Annotated in this window: 23 protein-coding genes and 3 pseudogenes; all 26 read right to left on the bottom strand. The window is 34.5% G+C overall.

The genetic code is table 11. The features are described from left to right. Window positions 1-52: 52 nt before the first annotated feature. The gene (locus tag NST66_RS12880) at window positions 53-1,555 is read right to left on the bottom strand and encodes a malate:quinone oxidoreductase (RefSeq protein ID WP_013083523.1); all 1,503 of its coding nucleotides are present in this window, start codon (window positions 1,553-1,555) and stop codon (window positions 53-55) included. Window positions 1,556-2,322: 767 nt separating this feature from the next. Continuing rightward, window positions 2,323-2,814, bottom strand: a pseudogene (locus tag NST66_RS12885) (SMI1/KNR4 family protein). Between the two features lie 41 nt (window positions 2,815-2,855). Next, on the bottom strand, window positions 2,856-3,299 hold the full coding sequence (locus NST66_RS12890) for an SMI1/KNR4 family protein (RefSeq protein ID WP_033579277.1): 444 nt from the start codon (window positions 3,297-3,299) through the stop codon (window positions 2,856-2,858). A 56-nt stretch (window positions 3,300-3,355) separates the two neighbouring features. Then, window positions 3,356-3,694: pseudogene (locus NST66_RS12895) on the bottom strand (SecY-interacting protein Syd); the annotation flags it as partial. Between the two features lie 42 nt (window positions 3,695-3,736). After that, complete coding sequence (locus NST66_RS12900) at window positions 3,737-4,159, bottom strand: SMI1/KNR4 family protein (RefSeq protein WP_033579561.1); 423 nt, start codon at window positions 4,157-4,159, stop codon at window positions 3,737-3,739. A gap of 193 nt (window positions 4,160-4,352) precedes the next feature. Further along, complete coding sequence (cdiI, locus tag NST66_RS12905; protein WP_033579278.1) at window positions 4,353-4,754, bottom strand: ribonuclease toxin immunity protein CdiI; 402 nt, start codon at window positions 4,752-4,754, stop codon at window positions 4,353-4,355. A gap of 32 nt (window positions 4,755-4,786) precedes the next feature. After that, a complete protein-coding gene (locus NST66_RS12910) occupies window positions 4,787-5,143 on the bottom strand; it encodes an Imm3 family immunity protein (RefSeq protein WP_033579279.1) in 357 nt (118 codons plus the stop codon). Between the two features lie 136 nt (window positions 5,144-5,279). Continuing rightward, complete coding sequence (locus NST66_RS12915; RefSeq protein ID WP_033579280.1) at window positions 5,280-5,531, bottom strand: hypothetical protein; 252 nt, start codon at window positions 5,529-5,531, stop codon at window positions 5,280-5,282. A 190-nt stretch (window positions 5,532-5,721) separates the two neighbouring features. Next, a complete protein-coding gene (cdiI, locus tag NST66_RS12920) occupies window positions 5,722-5,955 on the bottom strand; it encodes a ribonuclease toxin immunity protein CdiI (protein WP_340843411.1) in 234 nt (77 codons plus the stop codon). A gap of 5 nt (window positions 5,956-5,960) precedes the next feature. Next, window positions 5,961-6,122 carry a hypothetical protein gene (locus tag NST66_RS12925; RefSeq protein WP_340843412.1) on the bottom strand — a complete coding sequence of 54 codons (162 nt, stop codon included), beginning with the start codon at window positions 6,120-6,122 and terminating at the stop codon, window positions 5,961-5,963. Window positions 6,123-6,149: 27 nt separating this feature from the next. Further along, entirely contained in the window at window positions 6,150-6,542 is a 393-nt protein-coding gene (locus NST66_RS12930) for an immunity 50 family protein (RefSeq protein ID WP_033579282.1), read from the bottom strand. A gap of 126 nt (window positions 6,543-6,668) precedes the next feature. Further along, a pseudogene (locus tag NST66_RS12935) lies at window positions 6,669-7,066 on the bottom strand (DUF6985 domain-containing protein). Between the two features lie 577 nt (window positions 7,067-7,643). Further along, on the bottom strand, window positions 7,644-7,901 hold the full coding sequence (imm48, locus tag NST66_RS12940) for an Imm48 family immunity protein (protein ID WP_116740686.1): 258 nt from the start codon (window positions 7,899-7,901) through the stop codon (window positions 7,644-7,646). A 373-nt stretch (window positions 7,902-8,274) separates the two neighbouring features. Continuing rightward, window positions 8,275-8,754: an Imm30 family immunity protein gene (locus NST66_RS12945; RefSeq protein ID WP_033579284.1), complete on the bottom strand. Its 480-nt coding sequence runs from the start codon at window positions 8,752-8,754 to the stop codon at window positions 8,275-8,277. A gap of 409 nt (window positions 8,755-9,163) precedes the next feature. Further along, a complete protein-coding gene (locus tag NST66_RS12950; RefSeq protein ID WP_033579285.1) occupies window positions 9,164-9,553 on the bottom strand; it encodes a hypothetical protein in 390 nt (129 codons plus the stop codon). Between the two features lie 385 nt (window positions 9,554-9,938). Beyond that, complete coding sequence (locus NST66_RS12955; RefSeq protein WP_033579286.1) at window positions 9,939-10,406, bottom strand: DUF6985 domain-containing protein; 468 nt, start codon at window positions 10,404-10,406, stop codon at window positions 9,939-9,941. 470 nt (window positions 10,407-10,876) lie between these two features. Next, entirely contained in the window at window positions 10,877-11,641 is a 765-nt protein-coding gene (istB, locus tag NST66_RS12960) for an IS21-like element helper ATPase IstB (RefSeq protein WP_047932902.1), read from the bottom strand. After that, entirely contained in the window at window positions 11,638-12,900 is a 1,263-nt protein-coding gene (gene istA, locus NST66_RS12965) for an IS21 family transposase (RefSeq protein ID WP_080967575.1), read from the bottom strand. Before istA ends, istB begins: the two co-directional genes overlap by 4 nt. A gap of 201 nt (window positions 12,901-13,101) precedes the next feature. After that, complete coding sequence (locus tag NST66_RS12970; protein WP_033579287.1) at window positions 13,102-13,512, bottom strand: hypothetical protein; 411 nt, start codon at window positions 13,510-13,512, stop codon at window positions 13,102-13,104. Between the two features lie 329 nt (window positions 13,513-13,841). Then, entirely contained in the window at window positions 13,842-14,180 is a 339-nt protein-coding gene (locus NST66_RS12975; protein WP_196246097.1) for a hypothetical protein, read from the bottom strand. A 180-nt stretch (window positions 14,181-14,360) separates the two neighbouring features. Continuing rightward, a complete protein-coding gene (locus NST66_RS12980) occupies window positions 14,361-14,495 on the bottom strand; it encodes a hypothetical protein (protein WP_255257890.1) in 135 nt (44 codons plus the stop codon). 190 nt (window positions 14,496-14,685) lie between these two features. Then, on the bottom strand, window positions 14,686-14,985 hold the full coding sequence (locus NST66_RS12985; protein ID WP_028412991.1) for a contact-dependent growth inhibition system immunity protein: 300 nt from the start codon (window positions 14,983-14,985) through the stop codon (window positions 14,686-14,688). Between the two features lie 299 nt (window positions 14,986-15,284). Continuing rightward, entirely contained in the window at window positions 15,285-15,773 is a 489-nt protein-coding gene (locus NST66_RS12990) for a hypothetical protein (RefSeq protein WP_033579288.1), read from the bottom strand. A gap of 8 nt (window positions 15,774-15,781) precedes the next feature. Continuing rightward, window positions 15,782-16,555, bottom strand: coding sequence for an AHH domain-containing protein (locus NST66_RS12995; protein ID WP_329955525.1), 774 nt, complete (start codon window positions 16,553-16,555; stop codon window positions 15,782-15,784). A 352-nt stretch (window positions 16,556-16,907) separates the two neighbouring features. Then, complete coding sequence (gene cdiI / locus NST66_RS13000) at window positions 16,908-17,291, bottom strand: ribonuclease toxin immunity protein CdiI (protein WP_340843413.1); 384 nt, start codon at window positions 17,289-17,291, stop codon at window positions 16,908-16,910. A 20-nt stretch (window positions 17,292-17,311) separates the two neighbouring features. Beyond that, a complete protein-coding gene (locus NST66_RS13005) occupies window positions 17,312-18,271 on the bottom strand; it encodes a pre-toxin TG domain-containing protein (RefSeq protein WP_034268680.1) in 960 nt (319 codons plus the stop codon). Window positions 18,272-18,331 lie beyond the last annotated feature (60 nt).

The raw sequence follows: 18,331 nt of genomic DNA on the forward strand, positions 1-18,331 counted from the left end.
GCCTGTAGATTTCTTCACATACGCATGTGCTGTTTGTTGTGGCGTAAAATCTTCAGCTATAAACAGACTCTTTTTTTATTAAACCAAGCGTCTGTGAAGTAGACGCATGAATTTCGTTAAAAAAGTCTGGATGATCAACTAACGACATGCCATAGGAAGGAATCATTTCTTTTATTTTTGGCTCCCACTTGTTCATGTTTTCTGGGAAGCATTTTTCCAATACTTCAAGCATAACGTGAACCGCCGTTGACGCACCAGGAGAAGCGCCAAGAAGTGCAGCAACAGAACCGTCAGCGGCACTTACAACTTCTGTACCAAACTGAAGCGTTCCTTTTCCTCCGGCTTCCGTGTCTTTGATTACCTGAACACGCTGGCCTGCTACGACGATATCCCAGTCTTCGCTTTTTGCGTTCGGGATAAACTCACGCAGTTCTTCCACACGTTTTTCATTTGATAACAGCACTTGCTGAATCAGGTATTTCGTTAACGCCATTTCTTTGACACCTGCTGCTAGCATGGTTAAAATATTATTCGGTTTTACAGAACTGATTAAATCCAGGTTTGAACCTGTTTTTAAGAACTTTGGTGAAAAGCCGGCAAATGGACCAAACAACAGCGTCTTTTTGTTATCAATATAGCGTGTATCAAGGTGCGGAACCGACATTGGCGGAGCTCCGACTTTGGCTTTTCCATATACTTTCCCGTGATGCTGCGCAATGACTTCAGGGTTATTGCATACCATAAATAATCCGCTTACCGGGAATCCTCCAATATGCTTGGATTCAGGAATACCTGTTTTTTGAAGTAAAGGCAAGCTTCCGCCTCCACCTCCGATAAAGATGAACTTTGCCGTGTGGTACTCAACTTTGCCGCTGTCTACATCTGCGACTTTTACTTCCCACATACCGTCACTTTTACGTTTAATATCTTTTACACTTCGTTTGTAATGAACGTGAACCCCTTTATTCTTCAGATGATCAAACAACATGCGTGTTAAAGCACCGAAGTTTACGTCTGTTCCCGAATCAATTTTAGTTGCGGCAATCGGTTCATTTGACGTGCGCCCCTTCATGATTAGCGGAATCCATTCTTTTAGTTTGTCAGGGCTGTCGGAATACTCCATTCCTTGAAACAACGGATTGTTTGACAGCGCTTCAAAACGCTTTTTCAGAAACGATACATTTTTTTCCCCTTGTACCAAACTCATATGCGGAATTGGCATGATAAAATCTTGCGGATTGCGAATCAACTTGCTGCTTACAAGATAAGACCAAAACTGTCTTGACAGCTGAAACTGCTCGTTAATTCGGATCGCTTTCGTTATATCTATAGATCCATCAGCTTTTTCTGATGTATAGTTTAGTTCGCACAGCGCAGAATGGCCCGTCCCTGCATTATTCCATTCGTTCGAGCTTTCTTCCCCTGCGTCTGCGAGTTTTTCAAATACTTTAATGTCCCATTCAGGTGCTAACTCTTTGAGTAATGATCCCAAAGTTGCGCTCATGACTCCGGCACCAATTAAGATAACGTCTGTTTTTTTCTGTACGTTGCTCATTATAACCTTCCTCATCCCCTATATTTGTAAAAAGATGTAGGCGCTCCTGCTTACGTAGTAAAAAAATTCAGGTGCGACCTAAGAACACACCTTTTTCTGTCTCACTTATAACTATATCACAGTATAATTGTCTGATGATTATAAACTATTCAAAAATGATAAAAAAGTGAGAAAATCGCCCACAAATTCCAAAAAACTTATTAAATTCCGTCTGCATTTTCTTTTATTAGTAAACTTTTATACCTACTTCTAAGTGGTAAAGCATTGATTAATAAAATAACAAACTATTCCAAAAATTCAGCTTAAAAACCAAAATAACTGCCTTGAAAATTTCACCTACTATAACTATACTCAGCCCAAAGAACAATCAGCACTATAAATAGAAAAGCCTTCATTCTTTTTGACTAGTTATACGTAGATGTATTCATATATGTATAGAGCACCGGCTCGTTCAGGTTCATTTTTAGAAAAATAAGTATATATTGCAATGGCTAATTTTCAGCCCATATTGCAAGTTACAATATCTATGTCATATAACATACCATGAAATAAGTGAATAAGTAAATGATTATTCAGAAATTTATGTTATAAAACCTAACATGTATGTTGACTTTTACATAAACTATATTTAAATATTTAAAAGAAAACCCTCCAAATTTTGACGAGTGACATATTGTTATACGCTTGAGCATTTTTTTGATGAAGCATTTCCACAAAAATACCCCTTAGAGACTTTAGCAAATCAACGTGCACTTACAAAAAGCTTTTCAATCATGTAATTTACTTAAAAAATCCGTAAACGTATCTGCGATGTAAAATACATTGCTCCTTGCACGTTCTTCCACTTGTTCTTCAGTTAAACCTTTCTCTTGCATTAACACTTCTTTTTCAGCAGCATTTTCATGTTCCCAAAATACCACAATCGGATTGTCTATATTATTTTTACAATCTAAACAAAATAAATTTCCAGCGGGATCATTCGCAATAGAAAAAACCTTTTTCGAAAGCATAGGTTTATATAGTTCATATTTTTGAACAATGTACTTACTGCTTTTCTTATCAAAGCTAAATAAACTACCAAAACAACGCTCTACGTTGCCTACATTAAATTCTTCTGGTAATACGCTAGCACCTCCATTTATTTTTACACAATCAATATAATCTTTAGGTAAGTGGAATCCTAATTGCCTTCCACTTTCTTCAACCTCATTTTCTGATACTTCTCAATCAGCATATTCCCACTCTAAATCTTTTCTCATCTAATTCCTCCTTATAAATACGGATTATTCCATAACTCCAATCAGAAATGGATATTTAATTCTTCACGAATCGATTTTTCTAGATAGTCTTCAAAGCTTCCGGCTAGAACTTTTTTTCCGCCAAAGTCAAAATCAACTATGATGATTTCTTTATTAGGATATTGAAAGCCTACTGGATTTCCCGCACTGTCTACTCCAATCACAACAAAATGCTCGTATCCTTGACAAAGAATATTTCTGAACTGTATAGATTTATCTACAAATGACGGTGTAGACACAAACTCTGCCTCTCTTAACCCTAAAACAACCGCTTCACCAATTGCCCCCGAACCATACCTCAAAAGAAATTTTTTAAAGTCCTCTGGAAGTTTCACTTTTAGCTTAGCTTCAGCTTGTGTCACTTCCTCACTAGTAACAGCACCGCCAAAAGCTTCAGGGTACATTTCCAACTCTTGGTCCACTGCTTTTAATAATTCGATCTTCATGCCATTCCTCCCCTTTCTGTAGATGATGATTTAATTCTTTTTTGTACATACTCTTGTTATCTTTGTAAGCGCAGGCTAGAAATTAAATCTTCTAAGGAGTTTGCAATTTCTTTAAAACAACCTCGTTCAAAATCTTCTAATTCTACTCTGCCGCTGAGGTTATCAATCACAACTACCAAACCATTGCCTTCTATACCTATAGGAACCTTATCAAGCTTATCGCGATTTCTTTTATATCCCTTTAAGTTCCTTTCAAACGTATCCAATTCAATATTTGGTAATACAGCTTCTAACGTGATGTAATGGCTATCCAGAAAACCATCTAACTCCGCAAACCAGTAGGAATTAAAATAGCAGTCAATTGAAGAATGAAATTTAATATTACTTCTCCTTTCGTGTCACCTGTTACAACCGTTCTTTTTTTATATGTAAAGTGATCAGTCCTCATATAAACAATTAAGAAAATCGTTGAAGCTATTTGACAAAAAATATATATTTTCCATTTCTTCAGTTTCCTCACAATGAGCCCAATGATAGACTTGTCCGAAATACTGGTTGCTGATCCCAATACATATTTGATTCCCGCTTGGGTCATCTGCTATTGGCATAAACCCTGCTTCTACAATTTCTTCGAAAAGATCAAACTTTTTCTCTAAATTGTCATACATGGTTCCAATTCCATAAAAAATGTTTACTATACTTGCACCCAGCTTTTCAGATATCTTATAAACACTTGGATTTGGATAACCACCGTTATATTCCAGTAAAAAATCTCTATACTCTCTTGGAATTGTAATAGAATGACTATGCTCAAATCGTTCTAAATCTTCAATGGATAAACTTTCATGCATTCTTTCCATTTTCACTAAAACTCACTCCTTATTGATTAGCTTCTTCACCATTTCATTGCTATTTCTACTATATAGATAGTTTAAAATAACATTTACTAATAGGTGACTGAACGTTTAAAGGACACCGTTTTTAACCTTGTCCTTTGTATACAATTTCTACGTTACAAAACTTGAAAAGCATTTAGCCAATTATAGCAAGCAATTAATCTTTTATATCATATTGATCTTTTATCTTTGAAAGGAGTTCTTCCACGTTCTCAGTATGCTCAGGGTATCTTTTTATGTAAAATTCGCACGCCGTTTGAAGATATTTGTATAACTCTTCGTGCGTTACAGTATCCTCTCCCTCTGCATCTACACCATAGTAAAATAAAACATGGTTTTCTCCAAAAAACTCTTCATCCTCTTTATCAAATGCATCTGAATATACTACCCCCATATAATCCCGTCTTTCGACATATTCCTTTAGGAAACCTTCTAGTATCCTAACAAAGTCATACTCCATCACAAAATCACACAGCACATCCATAACTGAGCCCTTGTTGAGCCCTTTTTGTTCGTACATTTGAATCAACTTGTTTTTATCATCAAAACTAGTACTCATTATGTGATTTCCTCCTTCCGTTTTGCAGATAATTACTTTGAATAAGGATTATAATCTACCTTCACTTCACTGAGACCATCCAATACGTTTTCTATCCTATTAGCTAAGTCTTCTCTTTCTTCTTGCGTCAATTCATTTGTACCCTCTATATCTTTAAACATGCTTAGCCTTCGGGTGATACCTTCCACATATCCATTAAAGATTTTATCTTTGAATAACAATATTTCACCTACAGCAGTATCCACAATGAAGTCTTCTACTTTTCCAAGGTTTATATAATCATTAATTGTTCTTGCTATTGCATACTCATGTCCTTTATTTAATTTTAAATAATCGCTATAATCTTCTCTAATCGCCTCAAATATTTCGTTATATTCCCAATCTTCCATAGTATCACTCCTCCTTTGTCTAGCATTAATACCTAAAGGGCAACGTTTTTCAACCTTGCCCTTGACATTACTGACTTAATTTATTTAAACACAAAGCTCTCTTGTAACTATTCATTAAAAGTTTTTATTATATTTATCATGACTCAAAAGCTGCTTTTTCTGGAAATAAGCCACCTTCTCTTATAAGACAAACTGCCAACCTTTGAGCGGCTCGATCAAAATAAAATGTAGAAGCAATGTTTTGCTCTGGCAAGCTTTCCAACTCTAGAACCTTCTTGGTTACTTTATTTAACTCAATTTTACCCATCATTTCTTCATTAGGTCCAAATTTATAAACGACATTTTCATCATCTTCATATTCCTTTAGTAATAAAACATACGAAGCCAATTTTTCTCCTCCTCTGGCGGATACAAGAAACACGGATGTTTAATGGTTTTATCATATAAGCTCTGCAACTCATTTTTTCTATCGTTAGCATAATTTATTACGGAACAACTATTTATTACTTTAAAGTTGCAAAGCAAGAATAAAAATTCCTCCTTCTGCTTATAATGGCCCGTAAAAAAGCCTTTTAGATTTATTCTGAAAGGCTTTGACTATGACTATATGTTTCTTTTATTTTCAATAATAATTCTTTAATGATCTTTTCCTTCTCAGCGTGTTTCCTTATGTAAAATTCACATGCAGCACTGATATAGAGATACAACTCCTCATCATTCACAATATCATAGTCTTCGTCACCATTCCCTGAATAAAATAAAACGTGATGTTGTCCAAAATACCCATCATCATCTTGTTCATATTCATCCAAATAAATTACTCCACTATACTCCCGACGCTCTCTTCTTTATTTTTAAAATCTTCTAAGCGTTGTAAAAAATTATGTCCATTTACATATCTATTCAAAACATCAATAACTGCTTCTTTATTCAAGTTATTCTGTTTCATACCCTCAATAAATTCTTCATATACGTTCATACAAATCCACCCGCTCTACCATCGTTCTTATAGTGTACCTATTAAACCAGGCTTTATTTGCTCAATCCTTGCCCAGTCAAATAAACACGTAATAGACATTTTATTACTACACTGAATTTTTATAGATCCCTCTTCCCCTATGTCTTCCATTTCGAACTGTTTAATTTCATTCATAGTTCCAAATGAATTGATTTCTAATTCTCTTACACCAAAAAACGACATCTCAACATATACTATGTCCCATACATTCCAGCGTTTAGGCTTATTTTTGACCATCTCTTTAGTAGATAATTCAATGAATAGTGTTGGACCATCTCTTTTTATTTGGACATTCAATAAATCAGAACCATTAAACGTTAGCATCCTTCCAAAAATGCCAGTAATGGCTTGAGCATTCATTATCCTACTTGAATTAATCATGCATACACTCCTTTAAGTCACAAAAGGATACTATTGTGTTGTTTTTGTTTTGGATGTATCAAATTTTTCATGTTGCACCAAAGCTTGATTCAGTAACCTTATCATCTATACTTTCAAGAGCCTACTTTAGATGGCAACATCTTGATAACCTACTTCCTCTACTTTTTCATCTATAAGACGAATTCCTAAACCATTTTCCTGATCCCATGAACAATCAAATGAGATTCCTATATCACGTCCATCGCGAAGGAATTCATAGGGAACCGAAATGCCTACTAGTGTTATATGTTCTATTAATTGATCAACGGTTTCAATTAATAGATAGTCTTGGCTAAATGAAACATCATAACCGAGCTCATGCCTTTTTTGCTTATAGTACTTTATCGCTGCAATATATTATGTTGGACATTGTTCCAATTATCCATTGACGAGCTGTATGCCACGTATTGACCTTCATCGAAGCTTCCATCATCTTCTCCACCTATTAATAATGCTACCTTCGTATCCTTTCCTAAAAATTTTATAGTTCCATACCCTACCCATGTATAACGTTGATTCTTGTATACAACTTAGGGAAGCCTCACTCTTAAGAGGCCCCCTAAAAAGCACTACCATTTGTTAATATGACAGAGCGTAAATTCTATCGGTATCAGTATCTAACACGAAGTCAACCTTAATATCCTTTGAATAGGGGATTTGCTCAAAGTTGTGGAGCCTGCAAAATACGTTAGAAAAGTCTTTTGACTCAATGGTTATCTCTTTGGCTCGAAGATACATTTGCTTCAATTGTTGTTTTGAACACTTTTTACCCGTAAGTAGAACTTGATGAAAGAAACCGTCAATTTCAATAATCATAATCATCACCACTGTTTGCTCATTAGTCTAAGCTCGGCACCTAGCCTCAGCATATAATAGCCATCTTCACTAAATTTAAAAGTATATCCCGTTTTCATTTCCACCTCATATTTTTATTTTTGATAAAGCGAAAAAAAGTTTCACAAGTCCACTACCGAACAGCAAGATTGTACGCCCTTCTCTTTTAATAATGCAGCCTGAAATTTAACTTCAACAAAGCGTACGAACAGCTTTTTACGTTGACTATTATTTCTTGTAACAAAGTTTAGCATTATCAGACTCTAAAGAACACTTTAGTTTTTCATTTGCAACCTGAATCATAGCACCCTGTATCTCAACAGGTGTACTATTTTTTTCATGCCCCAACCCATTAAACATTCCAAAAAGGTACGCACCCAAGATTTGCTTTTCTTGTTCATCATTGCTGTCTATTTTAAAAACCTTACCTATAATAGTGTTTGTAATACTTATACATTCATTGAGGAAATCTTTATTTTCTTCCAAAAACTTTACTCCTTATCATATAATTTTTATATCTCTTTTAGGATATTCTCCAGTTCATCCACATGGAATATAATCATCTATTAATTATACTTTCTGTAAACATTTCTTCCGTAAACACCGATCGTAAAATAATGAGGTTTCATTTAAATCCCCCTTAGTATCAAAAAGAATGCAGATGATTTATTCTCAAATTGTATTTCTCCTAGTTTCTCTTAACACCAATTAATTATAACAGCCGTATGATGCTCCTTATGTAAATCCACTCCTACATATAACCCCGCTACCTTGACACCTTCAAGATCTTGCTGCTTTTGTGCTGATGACAGGTCGGATATCAAGTAATATTTTAGTCGCTTTATGTACAGATTCTGTTTTATTGATTTTCATTTAATTTCTCTAAGATTGAATTAACTTTTTCTGAATATACATCTGGATTGTCCTCTCTTATCTCAAGAAGAATTCCTTTAATTATTTGTTTTGTTGAGCTATCTACATCTTCTAACGCGTTAATATAAGATGCTACTAAACCTTCCGAATTTAAAAGTGTCCGATGAATTCTTTCCGCCCAGAATTCTGCATGAGGTAACATTTTAGGAATACCGATAGCCAAGTTGTATAGTCCTTCCTTCGTCCCAGAACGGTCAGCAATATAAAATATCGTTTCAATAAGGTAATCGCCAGCTGATGGCTCAGCAATATCTTCCTCAAAAATTGTACAAAGGTCAGGGATTATATCATTTATTCCTCTGTGCGATAATTCATTAAGAATATTTTCAAACTCTTCAATGTTGTCTCCTTCATTATCTAGAAAAAGCATTTTGTATAAAATAGAAATATCCTCTTGAAATTTCATGGTGCTTTTCTCGCTTTCTATCCACTGGTAATTTAACTTGCCAAATATCTTCAAACCATTATGCCATACTATTTATAGGAATAAATATATTCTTTATCTCTTATATAAGGTGATGTTTGTTCAAGCTTGTGAATGGCTTGTAACTGTTCAACAGGCGTCATTATCTGAAGTCGCATTAGTTTTTCAAGACCTGTTTCCTTTAACAGACACTACTACGATTTATGTTTTCAAAATATGGTGCTTGATCGCTGTGCTTCAATTGCTTTACTATATATTCGGGGGATCGTTACCCGTTTATAAAAGCTAGATTTTTATCATATATCCAAAACTCCGTAGTGAGTTTACAACGCTTTGTCACTTAATTCCCCATCCAGGTGATAGAGTGCCTTTTTAGGTAATGATAAAAAAATTATATACATAAACTACGTTTCACTTCTGCCAATAAATCTATCAGCTCAGTTTTCTCTGGTTTTTTCTCCATTTCCTTATGTACATTTATATTTAAATAATCATAAAATGTTTTAAAATCTAAAAAAGCTATTTGTTCAATTTTAACAGCTGGATACCCCAACTCTATCAAAACATGTTTTTCATCTAGTAGTCTAGGCAGTTGCGCCATATCATATTCATCTAAATCAGACTGAAAAAGAGCAAAGACAATCTCTTGTCCATAACCCTTTCTTTCAGCAAAGCTTTTTAATGCTTTTTCTAGATATTTTCCATTTATGAAATTAAAATAGATTACCATCAATTTATCAATGTCTTCTTTACTTTCACTTACTTGATATTCTCTACTCATTTTCGCCCTCCCGTAACATTATATCTTTAGTTAATTAATAATAGGGAATTCTTCTTCATAGGATGAGACAATCTCCACTATGTCTTCTGGTCATAAATCTTCTTCATTAACAAAAATTGAGTCAATAAGGTCTGGACAGGGAACATTCCATTCTAGAATTTCTATATATTCACTTTTCAAAAAAACTTTGAAAAGAGTATATCAAGTTTTTTGTAATCGTTCGTCTTCTTTCTTTACAAATTATCACCATCTTCATTGTGTCTATTCATCACCCAGTAAAATGTCATCTCACCTAAGCTCGTACTCCGTTTTTCTATTTTATCATTACACACAGTACTCCCTGACGGTACAACCATCATGAGTTTTTACTTTTTAACAGCCTATTTCAAATTGCAACATCCTGGTAACCTACTTCAGCTACTTTTTCATTTAATAAACGAATCCCTAGCCCATTTTCTATATCCCATGTACAATTAAATGTAAGTCCAATATCCCGACCGTCAAAAGAACCTACATAGGGAACAACTATTCCATCTAAACGTATCATCTCTGCTATTTCATTAGTTGTTTCAACGAATGGATAGTGTTCATTTACTTCAATATCATAACCTAGATCCTGACGCTCTTGTTTGTAGTAGTCTAATATTGATTGCAAAAGGCTTTGTTGTAACTGCTCCCAATTTTGCATAAGTGAAGTATATGCTGCATATTGTCCCTTATCAAACTTGCTATCCTCAGCATCTTTTACCATTAAAGCTATCTCAACTTCATGGCCTAAAAAGACAATGCTAGTATCCTTAGACCACACCAAATCATATTCAAGCTCACCAAAAACCGCATCATTTATTTTCATCTTATTTCTCCTTTTTATTTATTAGCAAATCCTCCCGGCTTAAACGCTGCCACATTTATCTCTCCTACTCCACCACTAATTGTGATTTCCACAACGTACTTTAAACGAATAGCAAGTATTAAATTAAAAATCCTTGGTGGTATTACTCATGAGCTCTCGCTTCTCAAACTAACCATTTTCTTATTGTCTCACCACATTATAAACGAATACCTTCTCATCACATCCAACTTTATAAAAAACCTTGAAAGGCATTTAGCCAATCAAGGTTTAAGAATGAATGGTATTAAGATTTATTGACTCATATACTAGTCACCTAAGTCTATTTTTTCATAATGCTTATCAATTAATTTCACTAAATAATCATCTAATTTTTCAATACTATACTTTGACTTTTTAGCTTTCACAAGATTTGTCAACAACGTTTTAAATTTACCCAATATCAGCGAAAACAAATTCCCCGTTATAAACGGTTAAGTAGTCAACTTGGCAGGATAAATTCCTGCCTTTTTCTTTTCGCGTAGACGATATGAATCTCCCTTTATATTAAATGTAATCGCATGATGAAGAAGCCGATCTAATACAGCTGTTGCCAACACTTCATCTCCAAAGACGTTTCCCCAATCAAGATAGGATTTATTTGATGTTAAAACCATTGCTCCTTTCTCATACCGTTTAGATACAACTTGAAAGAAAACATTTGCTGTGAGTTCGTCAAATGGAAAATATCCTACTTCATCTATAATTAAAATATCTGGCCGGCTCCATCGATTGACAAGCCGATGGAGGGTACCTTTCTCATTTGCCTTTCGGCATTGTTCTACTAAGTCATCTGAGGTTAAGAAGAGAGCTGTATATCCTTTGGTAATGGCCTCTACCGCGAAAGAAATAGCTAAATGCGTTTTCCCTACACCAGGTGGACCAAGTAAAATTCGATTTTCTCCATTCGAGATAAATCGGCACGTAAGTGTCTCTTTTACTTGTTTCTCACTAAGACTTGGTTGAAATGTAAAATCAAAGTCGTGAATCGTTTTGTTATAAGGGAGTTTTGCCTGTTTCATTCGTTTTTCCAATTGTCCCGACTCTTGCTTCTCTATTTCCTGTAAAACGATGGTGTGAAGAAATTCAGAATATGATACATTATCTTTAGATACGTCTTCTAATACACTATCTAGTTGGTTAGCTGTATGGTGCCAACCAAGCTTCCTTAGCCGGTCAATTAAGAGCTCGTTCATCATACATGTTCACCTTCTTCTAATGCTGCGTAAGCAGCGAGAGGACGTTTCTCTACTTTAGGGGATGGGTCTTGTGATTGAGAAACATCGGTCGCCAAACCTTCAATGTGTTTCTCTTTCTGACCCATCTCTGTCTTCTGTAAACCTTGATAATGTTCCATCCGGATATGTGTCGTTGCGTTTCCAGTAAGAATAGGATGTTTTGCTATACATTCATGTTCATCGTATATTTCTATATGATGATTTAATGTTTCCTTTACTTTAACGGTCTGTCCAACATAACGATAAGGAACGGAGTATTGTTTTCCCCCGTATGATATAAAACAATCTCGACTAACCTCTCTATGCTCCCAATGGGAAGTAGGAAATAAAGGTTTTTCCCCCCAGGCCTTCAGGAACTTCTGTTCCTGCTCAAACCTCTTAAAGGGTGCTTCATTTGTTGTCTGATTTTCCTTTTTATTAGCCACCTGATTTAACCATTCTTTTATATCCTCGTTTAACGCATTCAGTGTTGGTTCATGTTTTCTTTGAAAAAAGTTATCTTTTAAATACTTTACCGTTCTTTCTACTTTCCCTTTTGTTTGAGGCCTCCTTGGACGGCAGGCCTTTGGCACAATTCCATAGTAAGCCAAGAAATCTTCGAATTTCCGATTAAAACGAACTTCCACTGGGCTGTGCTTGATCACCACTGTTTTCATGTTATCGTAAAGGATTTGGTCTGGTATCCCATTAAAATAAGAGAAAGCATTCATATGGCATTTCATTAAAGTTTCTAGGTTCATATTCGTTGTGAATTCTACATATTTCATCCGGGAATAACCCAAAATCATGATAAATCCATATACATCTTGCAGCACATCATTTACTAAGTACTTCCCGACATACGCCCAGTCCATTTGAGCTTGCTTTCCAGGTGGCGTTTCAAACCGTAAGGTTGCCTGTTTCTTTGGTTGTTGGCGAAGAGGACGAACAAAATCTCTTAAGATTGTGAGCTGACCTTCATAACCCATTGCTTGTATTTCTTCTAATAAGACTACGCAATTAGTGGTACCCTCTTTAAGCCGTCCAAGTATGTACGGTTTGTAAGGGGTTAATTTGCTTTCTTTTTTCTGTTTACTTCCTTTACGCTTAGGTAACTGGTTATCTTTTAGGTATTTACTGACTGTTTTGCGATCGAAACCCGTTGCTTCTGCAATAGCTGTTTTCGTCCAACCTTTTTGAAACAATTCTCTAATCATAAAAAACTCCCCAATCTTCAGCACCGTTTCTCCACTCCATCCATGATGTTGTCTTGAAACGATTATCTGTTATTATTGGGGAATTTGGAATCGCTGTTATTGAGTATTTTACAGTCGCTGATTACAGATTTAAGACATTTCACCATAAATTTACTCTATCAATCCAAATTTCAGGAAATCAAGTGATTTTATACATTTTTTAAGTTTAATAATATTTGCGAATTTTTATAATTTGTTTTGTTGTAAAAATGCTTCTAAAATCCTTTCAATAGGTAAACTAGCATTTTTTAATAATTTCTCTACTTTGTCCTTTATTTGCTTATTAGAAGTAATTATTTTTTTATACTCTTCTCCATCAAAAGAACGTAAAGAATCTATTGCATATTCAGCCACTTCATCACTCTCATTAAGTAAATCTAATAATAAATTAAATCCATATACTCCGTTATCTTCATCTATACAGTAGGCCAATCTAATTTTATATTTATCATCTTTATCTTTTAATCCTCGAATTAAATTCTCCCAATCAATATTAGTAAACTCACTCATCAATTCTTGCACATACATAAATTCATCGTCATAAAAATAATTATCTGCGCTATTTTCAGATAATACTGCATCTACTTTTTCGCACATTCACTTTCCTCCTCTATTTACTAAAACCACCTGGTAATGGAGCATTAATTTGTCCTGTTGGGTAGCCGCTAACTACCGTATCATCTATTTGAATGCCTTTCTCCATTGCTTCACTGCCCAACTTTAATATCTTTTAACCAGAAAAAACTTTTGGGTCATATACTGTCTTAGGATTCTTATACTCTTTCCACTGTCCAGTAAAATTACCTTTTCCACTTGTAAGTCTATTAATCATAATGTTTATTACAATCTAATTAGAGGTGACGTTTGAAGCATAAAAATCTAAATACATCCAATCAATTATCCAATCAATTAATGTTGAACATTGACTAGTATTCCTTATAAAACTCTTCTACCGAAATTACCTCAATCGAAGTACAGTAAAATTCAATAAATTCAAATCCCTCATTTTCGCCATAACCACTATCATCATGTACGTGATAAAGGTGACTACTTGCCAAACCTTGTTCTTTCAAATTATGAATTATTAAACCTCCTGACAAGGGAAAAGTTTTTGCTTCTCTTATTGTCAAATTATCAATATTATAATATCTAACTCTTATTTTATATGCTTCCTTTGTTTTCAAAAGAGTAACGTGAAAAGTAAGATCCAAAGTTCCAGCATAATTATCTTCAAAACTATCTTCAACATTATATTCAATCTTCACTATTCTTTCGTAAACAAACGTACCGCTAAGTGTTTTTTTATAAGTTCTTTATTCTTTATTCTTTATATTCATTGATTTATCGCTCCTTATATTCCATATTTAACCATTTTACCCAACACTGTCGAAAAGCCATTAAAGACACTTCCTGCTTCAGAGACAGAACGGTCAAAACGAGATAGTTCAATCCCCAGTAACAGAGTAGTATTCTACACTTGCTTCCCATCCATCTTTTAAATTAGAAACTACAGGCACTATGTCCAATGTAAAAGAAACGGCAGCTAGATCAGCTTTGTTGCTTTTAAGCTTCTGCTTCATATACACTTCTTGCGATTTTAGGAATTTCATCATTCCCATATAGATACCGATACTGTTTCAATTTTAATTTTGCTATACATAGGATTTAAGTAATACAGTTAATCTCTATGACGAAGAAATTAAAAAATTTAAAAAACAGAATAAAACTTAAAAGGCCCTATGCCACTCAAAGTTTTCTAAAAAGATATTTTTACTTTGTTTTTATTGCTTCTTGCATTTGTTCTACTAATTTCCATAGCCACTGTAGAGGAGTTAATTCAAGAGCTGGAAAATATATTTCTATATTATTTTGAATAAGGTCTTCTTTCTCTTGTTTTGTTAAATTACTATTCAAAAGCTTCTCACAATCCTTTATTGTAGACAACAGACATTCTTTGCTAACTTCGTTTATAAACTCATCTAATGCTTGTCCAGGAGAACTAATGTCTTGATGAAATGTTCCTTCTAAAAAATCTTTCAATTCCTCTAAATAATCATAACTTTCATCCATATATATTCTCCTTCTTTTTAACAGGATATCCTGTTAATATAAAACTACCATTCACTCCTAATAGAAATAGTGGTAACTGATGATACTGTGGTTATTGGCTTAACAAAATAAAGAATAAATAGGGCATACGTTTAAAAGGTGTTGTACGTCCTATATAATTCGTAAAAACATAATATGGGGATTTAAGGAGTTACTTATATTCTCTGAATAAAAAATGAACTATGAGTCACTAGGTGGCCCTACCACAAAAAAGAAACCTTGAAAGGCACTTTGCCATCAAGGTTTGAAATTCATTTAATTTAAGGCACATACACAATAATTTTACCAATAGGGCATGTCCCCTTCCACCCACAAGGCCAACTCCCTTGCTTATAAACTTCAAAGATTTTTTCATAAAAATTATCTGTTTTCCCATTAACTAATCGATTTAATGCACACATCGTGAGGTCTCCCTCAACTTCCTCCTTAATATCAATATAATCAAAAGGAAGAAAGTCATTCGAGTAATTGTCATGGTCACTAAAAAAATCATATAAATCATCTTGCTGAGTTACTAAACCCAAATCATATACCTTTTCAACAATACTTTCTGCTTCCTGTGATTTAACATATTCCCATACAGTATCAACTTCACTTGAGTCCTGAGACCAGGCAAGGTTTTGGGCTTCATTGAAATCATTTATTACATCTAAGTTATTTACATGAAAGTTATTCTTATTAAACATCTTATCATTACGAATAAAATCCATTACTTCTTCTACTAATTGAGTGTTTTCACCAAATTTCATTTAGATAACTACCTTTCCCATAACTCTTCGGTTGCTCCACCGCCTCTGTTCCAAACAGGCAGTTTTTTATTTTTACCACTTTTGTAAAATTCCTCGATATTATTTATTTTAGTCTTATATAACGGTAATCCATTTCCCACTCCCTTTTTTAGCTTTTGTTGTAGTTCATATACTTGTTTTTCTAACACTGCTATATCTTGATTAACATCCATTTTATCAAACTGTTTTCTTACAACATTGTTATAAACGCTATGAAAGCCTCTATGTCTAGATAGACTACTAATATCGTCAGAAGGTATAGGTGAAAATATACCGTTTGTAGAGTTATTCATTCCCATTCCGATTTTTCCAATAAATGGATGTTTATTTAATTGAGAAGGAATTATATGTTGTGCTTGATAACCTTTCCAACTTTTAGAGCGAGGTAACCCCATTGACTCTAGTAAGTTTTTACCTGATTTGGTTGGGTCTCCTGAGGTAGGGTTTCCAGGGATACCTGGAATAAGTCTATTAGCATTATCTATACCCTTAGCAACAGCTTCCTGATCATAAACCCCTTCAACATTCGCTTTACTATTAGGCTTTTCCACTTTCACCAACGCTTTGGACTGACCTTTCGAAACATTCCCCATCTTATACGTCGGTAACCCATGTAACGCTTCACCAAAGGTCTGTCCAGGTGACTCATCTCCTATCCCTGACAGTAGTTGAGGTTGAGGACGTAAAGTCAGTATCTCAGCATCTAGTAAAGGTTGAAGCTGCTTCTGAAAAAATTTATACACCTTTTTTTGACCATTGCTTGCTGCTTGTGCGCTAAATCATTTGTTCAAGACCTACTTCCTTTATGACGTTCTCTTGTTTTTCTTTTCTTGTCAAGATCTTTCAAATATAGGCTTACCCCTCATTAGCTACTGTCATTAATTCTTGATTACTATCTCTACTCTTCTTTGAATACCTTCTCTTCACATTCGACTTTATCAAAAAAACTTGAAAGGCATTTAGCCAATCAAGGTTATAAAATTCGTTAGAACTATATAATCATCTTTTGTGATATTGATGGAAACCTTTGTAATTTTAATTAATCTAAAATCTGGTAAATATGTCTTGAAATATCTATTTCTTCTCCATCTTAAATTATGATAAATTTAAAATTTCTTTTAGTTCTTTTAAGGAAACTTCAACTCTTGTTCGATCTTGAGGTCGTCTTGTTAAGTAGTCTTCCCCAACCTCTGTTAAATATTGAAAAAATACATTTTCATCTACAATAGCATTTTCCTCAACTTCAGACATAGGAGGTTGTATACTGAAGCTAACACCAGTTTCACCAAAATATCCCTCTTCTCCTGGCTGATATTCATTTGCAAAAATACAACATACTGGATCAATCCCAAAACCTTGTTTGTTTTTGAAATTTTCAATCACTTCCATAAACTTCCCATCACCTATTATTTTGTAATATAGACGCATCAACTCAACTTTTTCTGAAAATTCTTCAATAATAAAAACTTCCTCACTCATAACAAACACTCCTTTAACATTTAATCTAGAACTGGGAAGAAATTCGAAATCTCACCTGTATTTTTGTCTTTAAAGCCCATAAATTTCAATTGTTTCCCATTTACATTGACATACCCTTCTACCATATCACTTGGTGACCTATCTCTACCTTGAATTATCCTATTATTACTAATACCTTCTTCCGTTGCTTCCCTACCCAACTTTAATATCTGTTCATCAGAAAAAACCTTTGGGTCATATATTGTCTTAGGGTTCTTATACTCTTTCCACTGTCCAGTAAAGTTACCTTTCCATCCATTTGCTGTACTCAATCCATCATAAACAGGAAGCTTATATTTCACCTCATAAATTCCTGAAATATCAGGATGAGGCGTTTTAGTAACAGCTTGATTAATATCCTTAACTTGATTACCAAAGTTATCTAAAATAAATTGTTCAGAGTTCTCAAGATTGTGACCACCCTTTATTCCAATATTCGGTTTTGCTTTAAAACCTCCCACTTCGGTTAAATGTGTATCATAACCCTTTTTAAAAGTAACATCTTTTACCGTACCCTTAGAAACAGCCGCCTTACCACCAGGATTTTCCACTTTTTTCACAGCTTTTGACTCGCCCTTGGAAACATCTTTAACCTTATGCTTGGTTACGGTCTTTTCTGCTTTGTTTACGCGAAGTACGTATTCTGCTCCTTCGCTTCCGTATTTCACCACTTTCCCTGGCACTCTGGCAAAGCCGCCAAAGACCATTCCTCCTCCAGAAATGGAACGGTCAAAATGAGATAGTTCATTCCCCGTAATAGGATCGTATCCTACACTTGCTTCCCATCCACCTTTTACATTGGAAACCACAGGCACCATATCCGCTACAAAAGAAACAGCTGCTAGACCATCCTGTTGTTGCTTTTTGGCTTCCTCCTCATATACACTTCTTGCGATTTCAGGCTTTTTGTAATTCTCATATAGATACGGATATTTCTTCAACTCTTTTTCTAATTTTGCTTTAGAATGAGCAAGCGCCGCAAGAGTTTGCTGAATCTTTGG

Origin of the sequence: Priestia sp. FSL W8-0524 (genome assembly GCF_038005965.1) — a bacterium.
Classification (GTDB): domain Bacteria; phylum Bacillota; class Bacilli; order Bacillales; family Bacillaceae_H; genus Priestia; species Priestia zanthoxyli.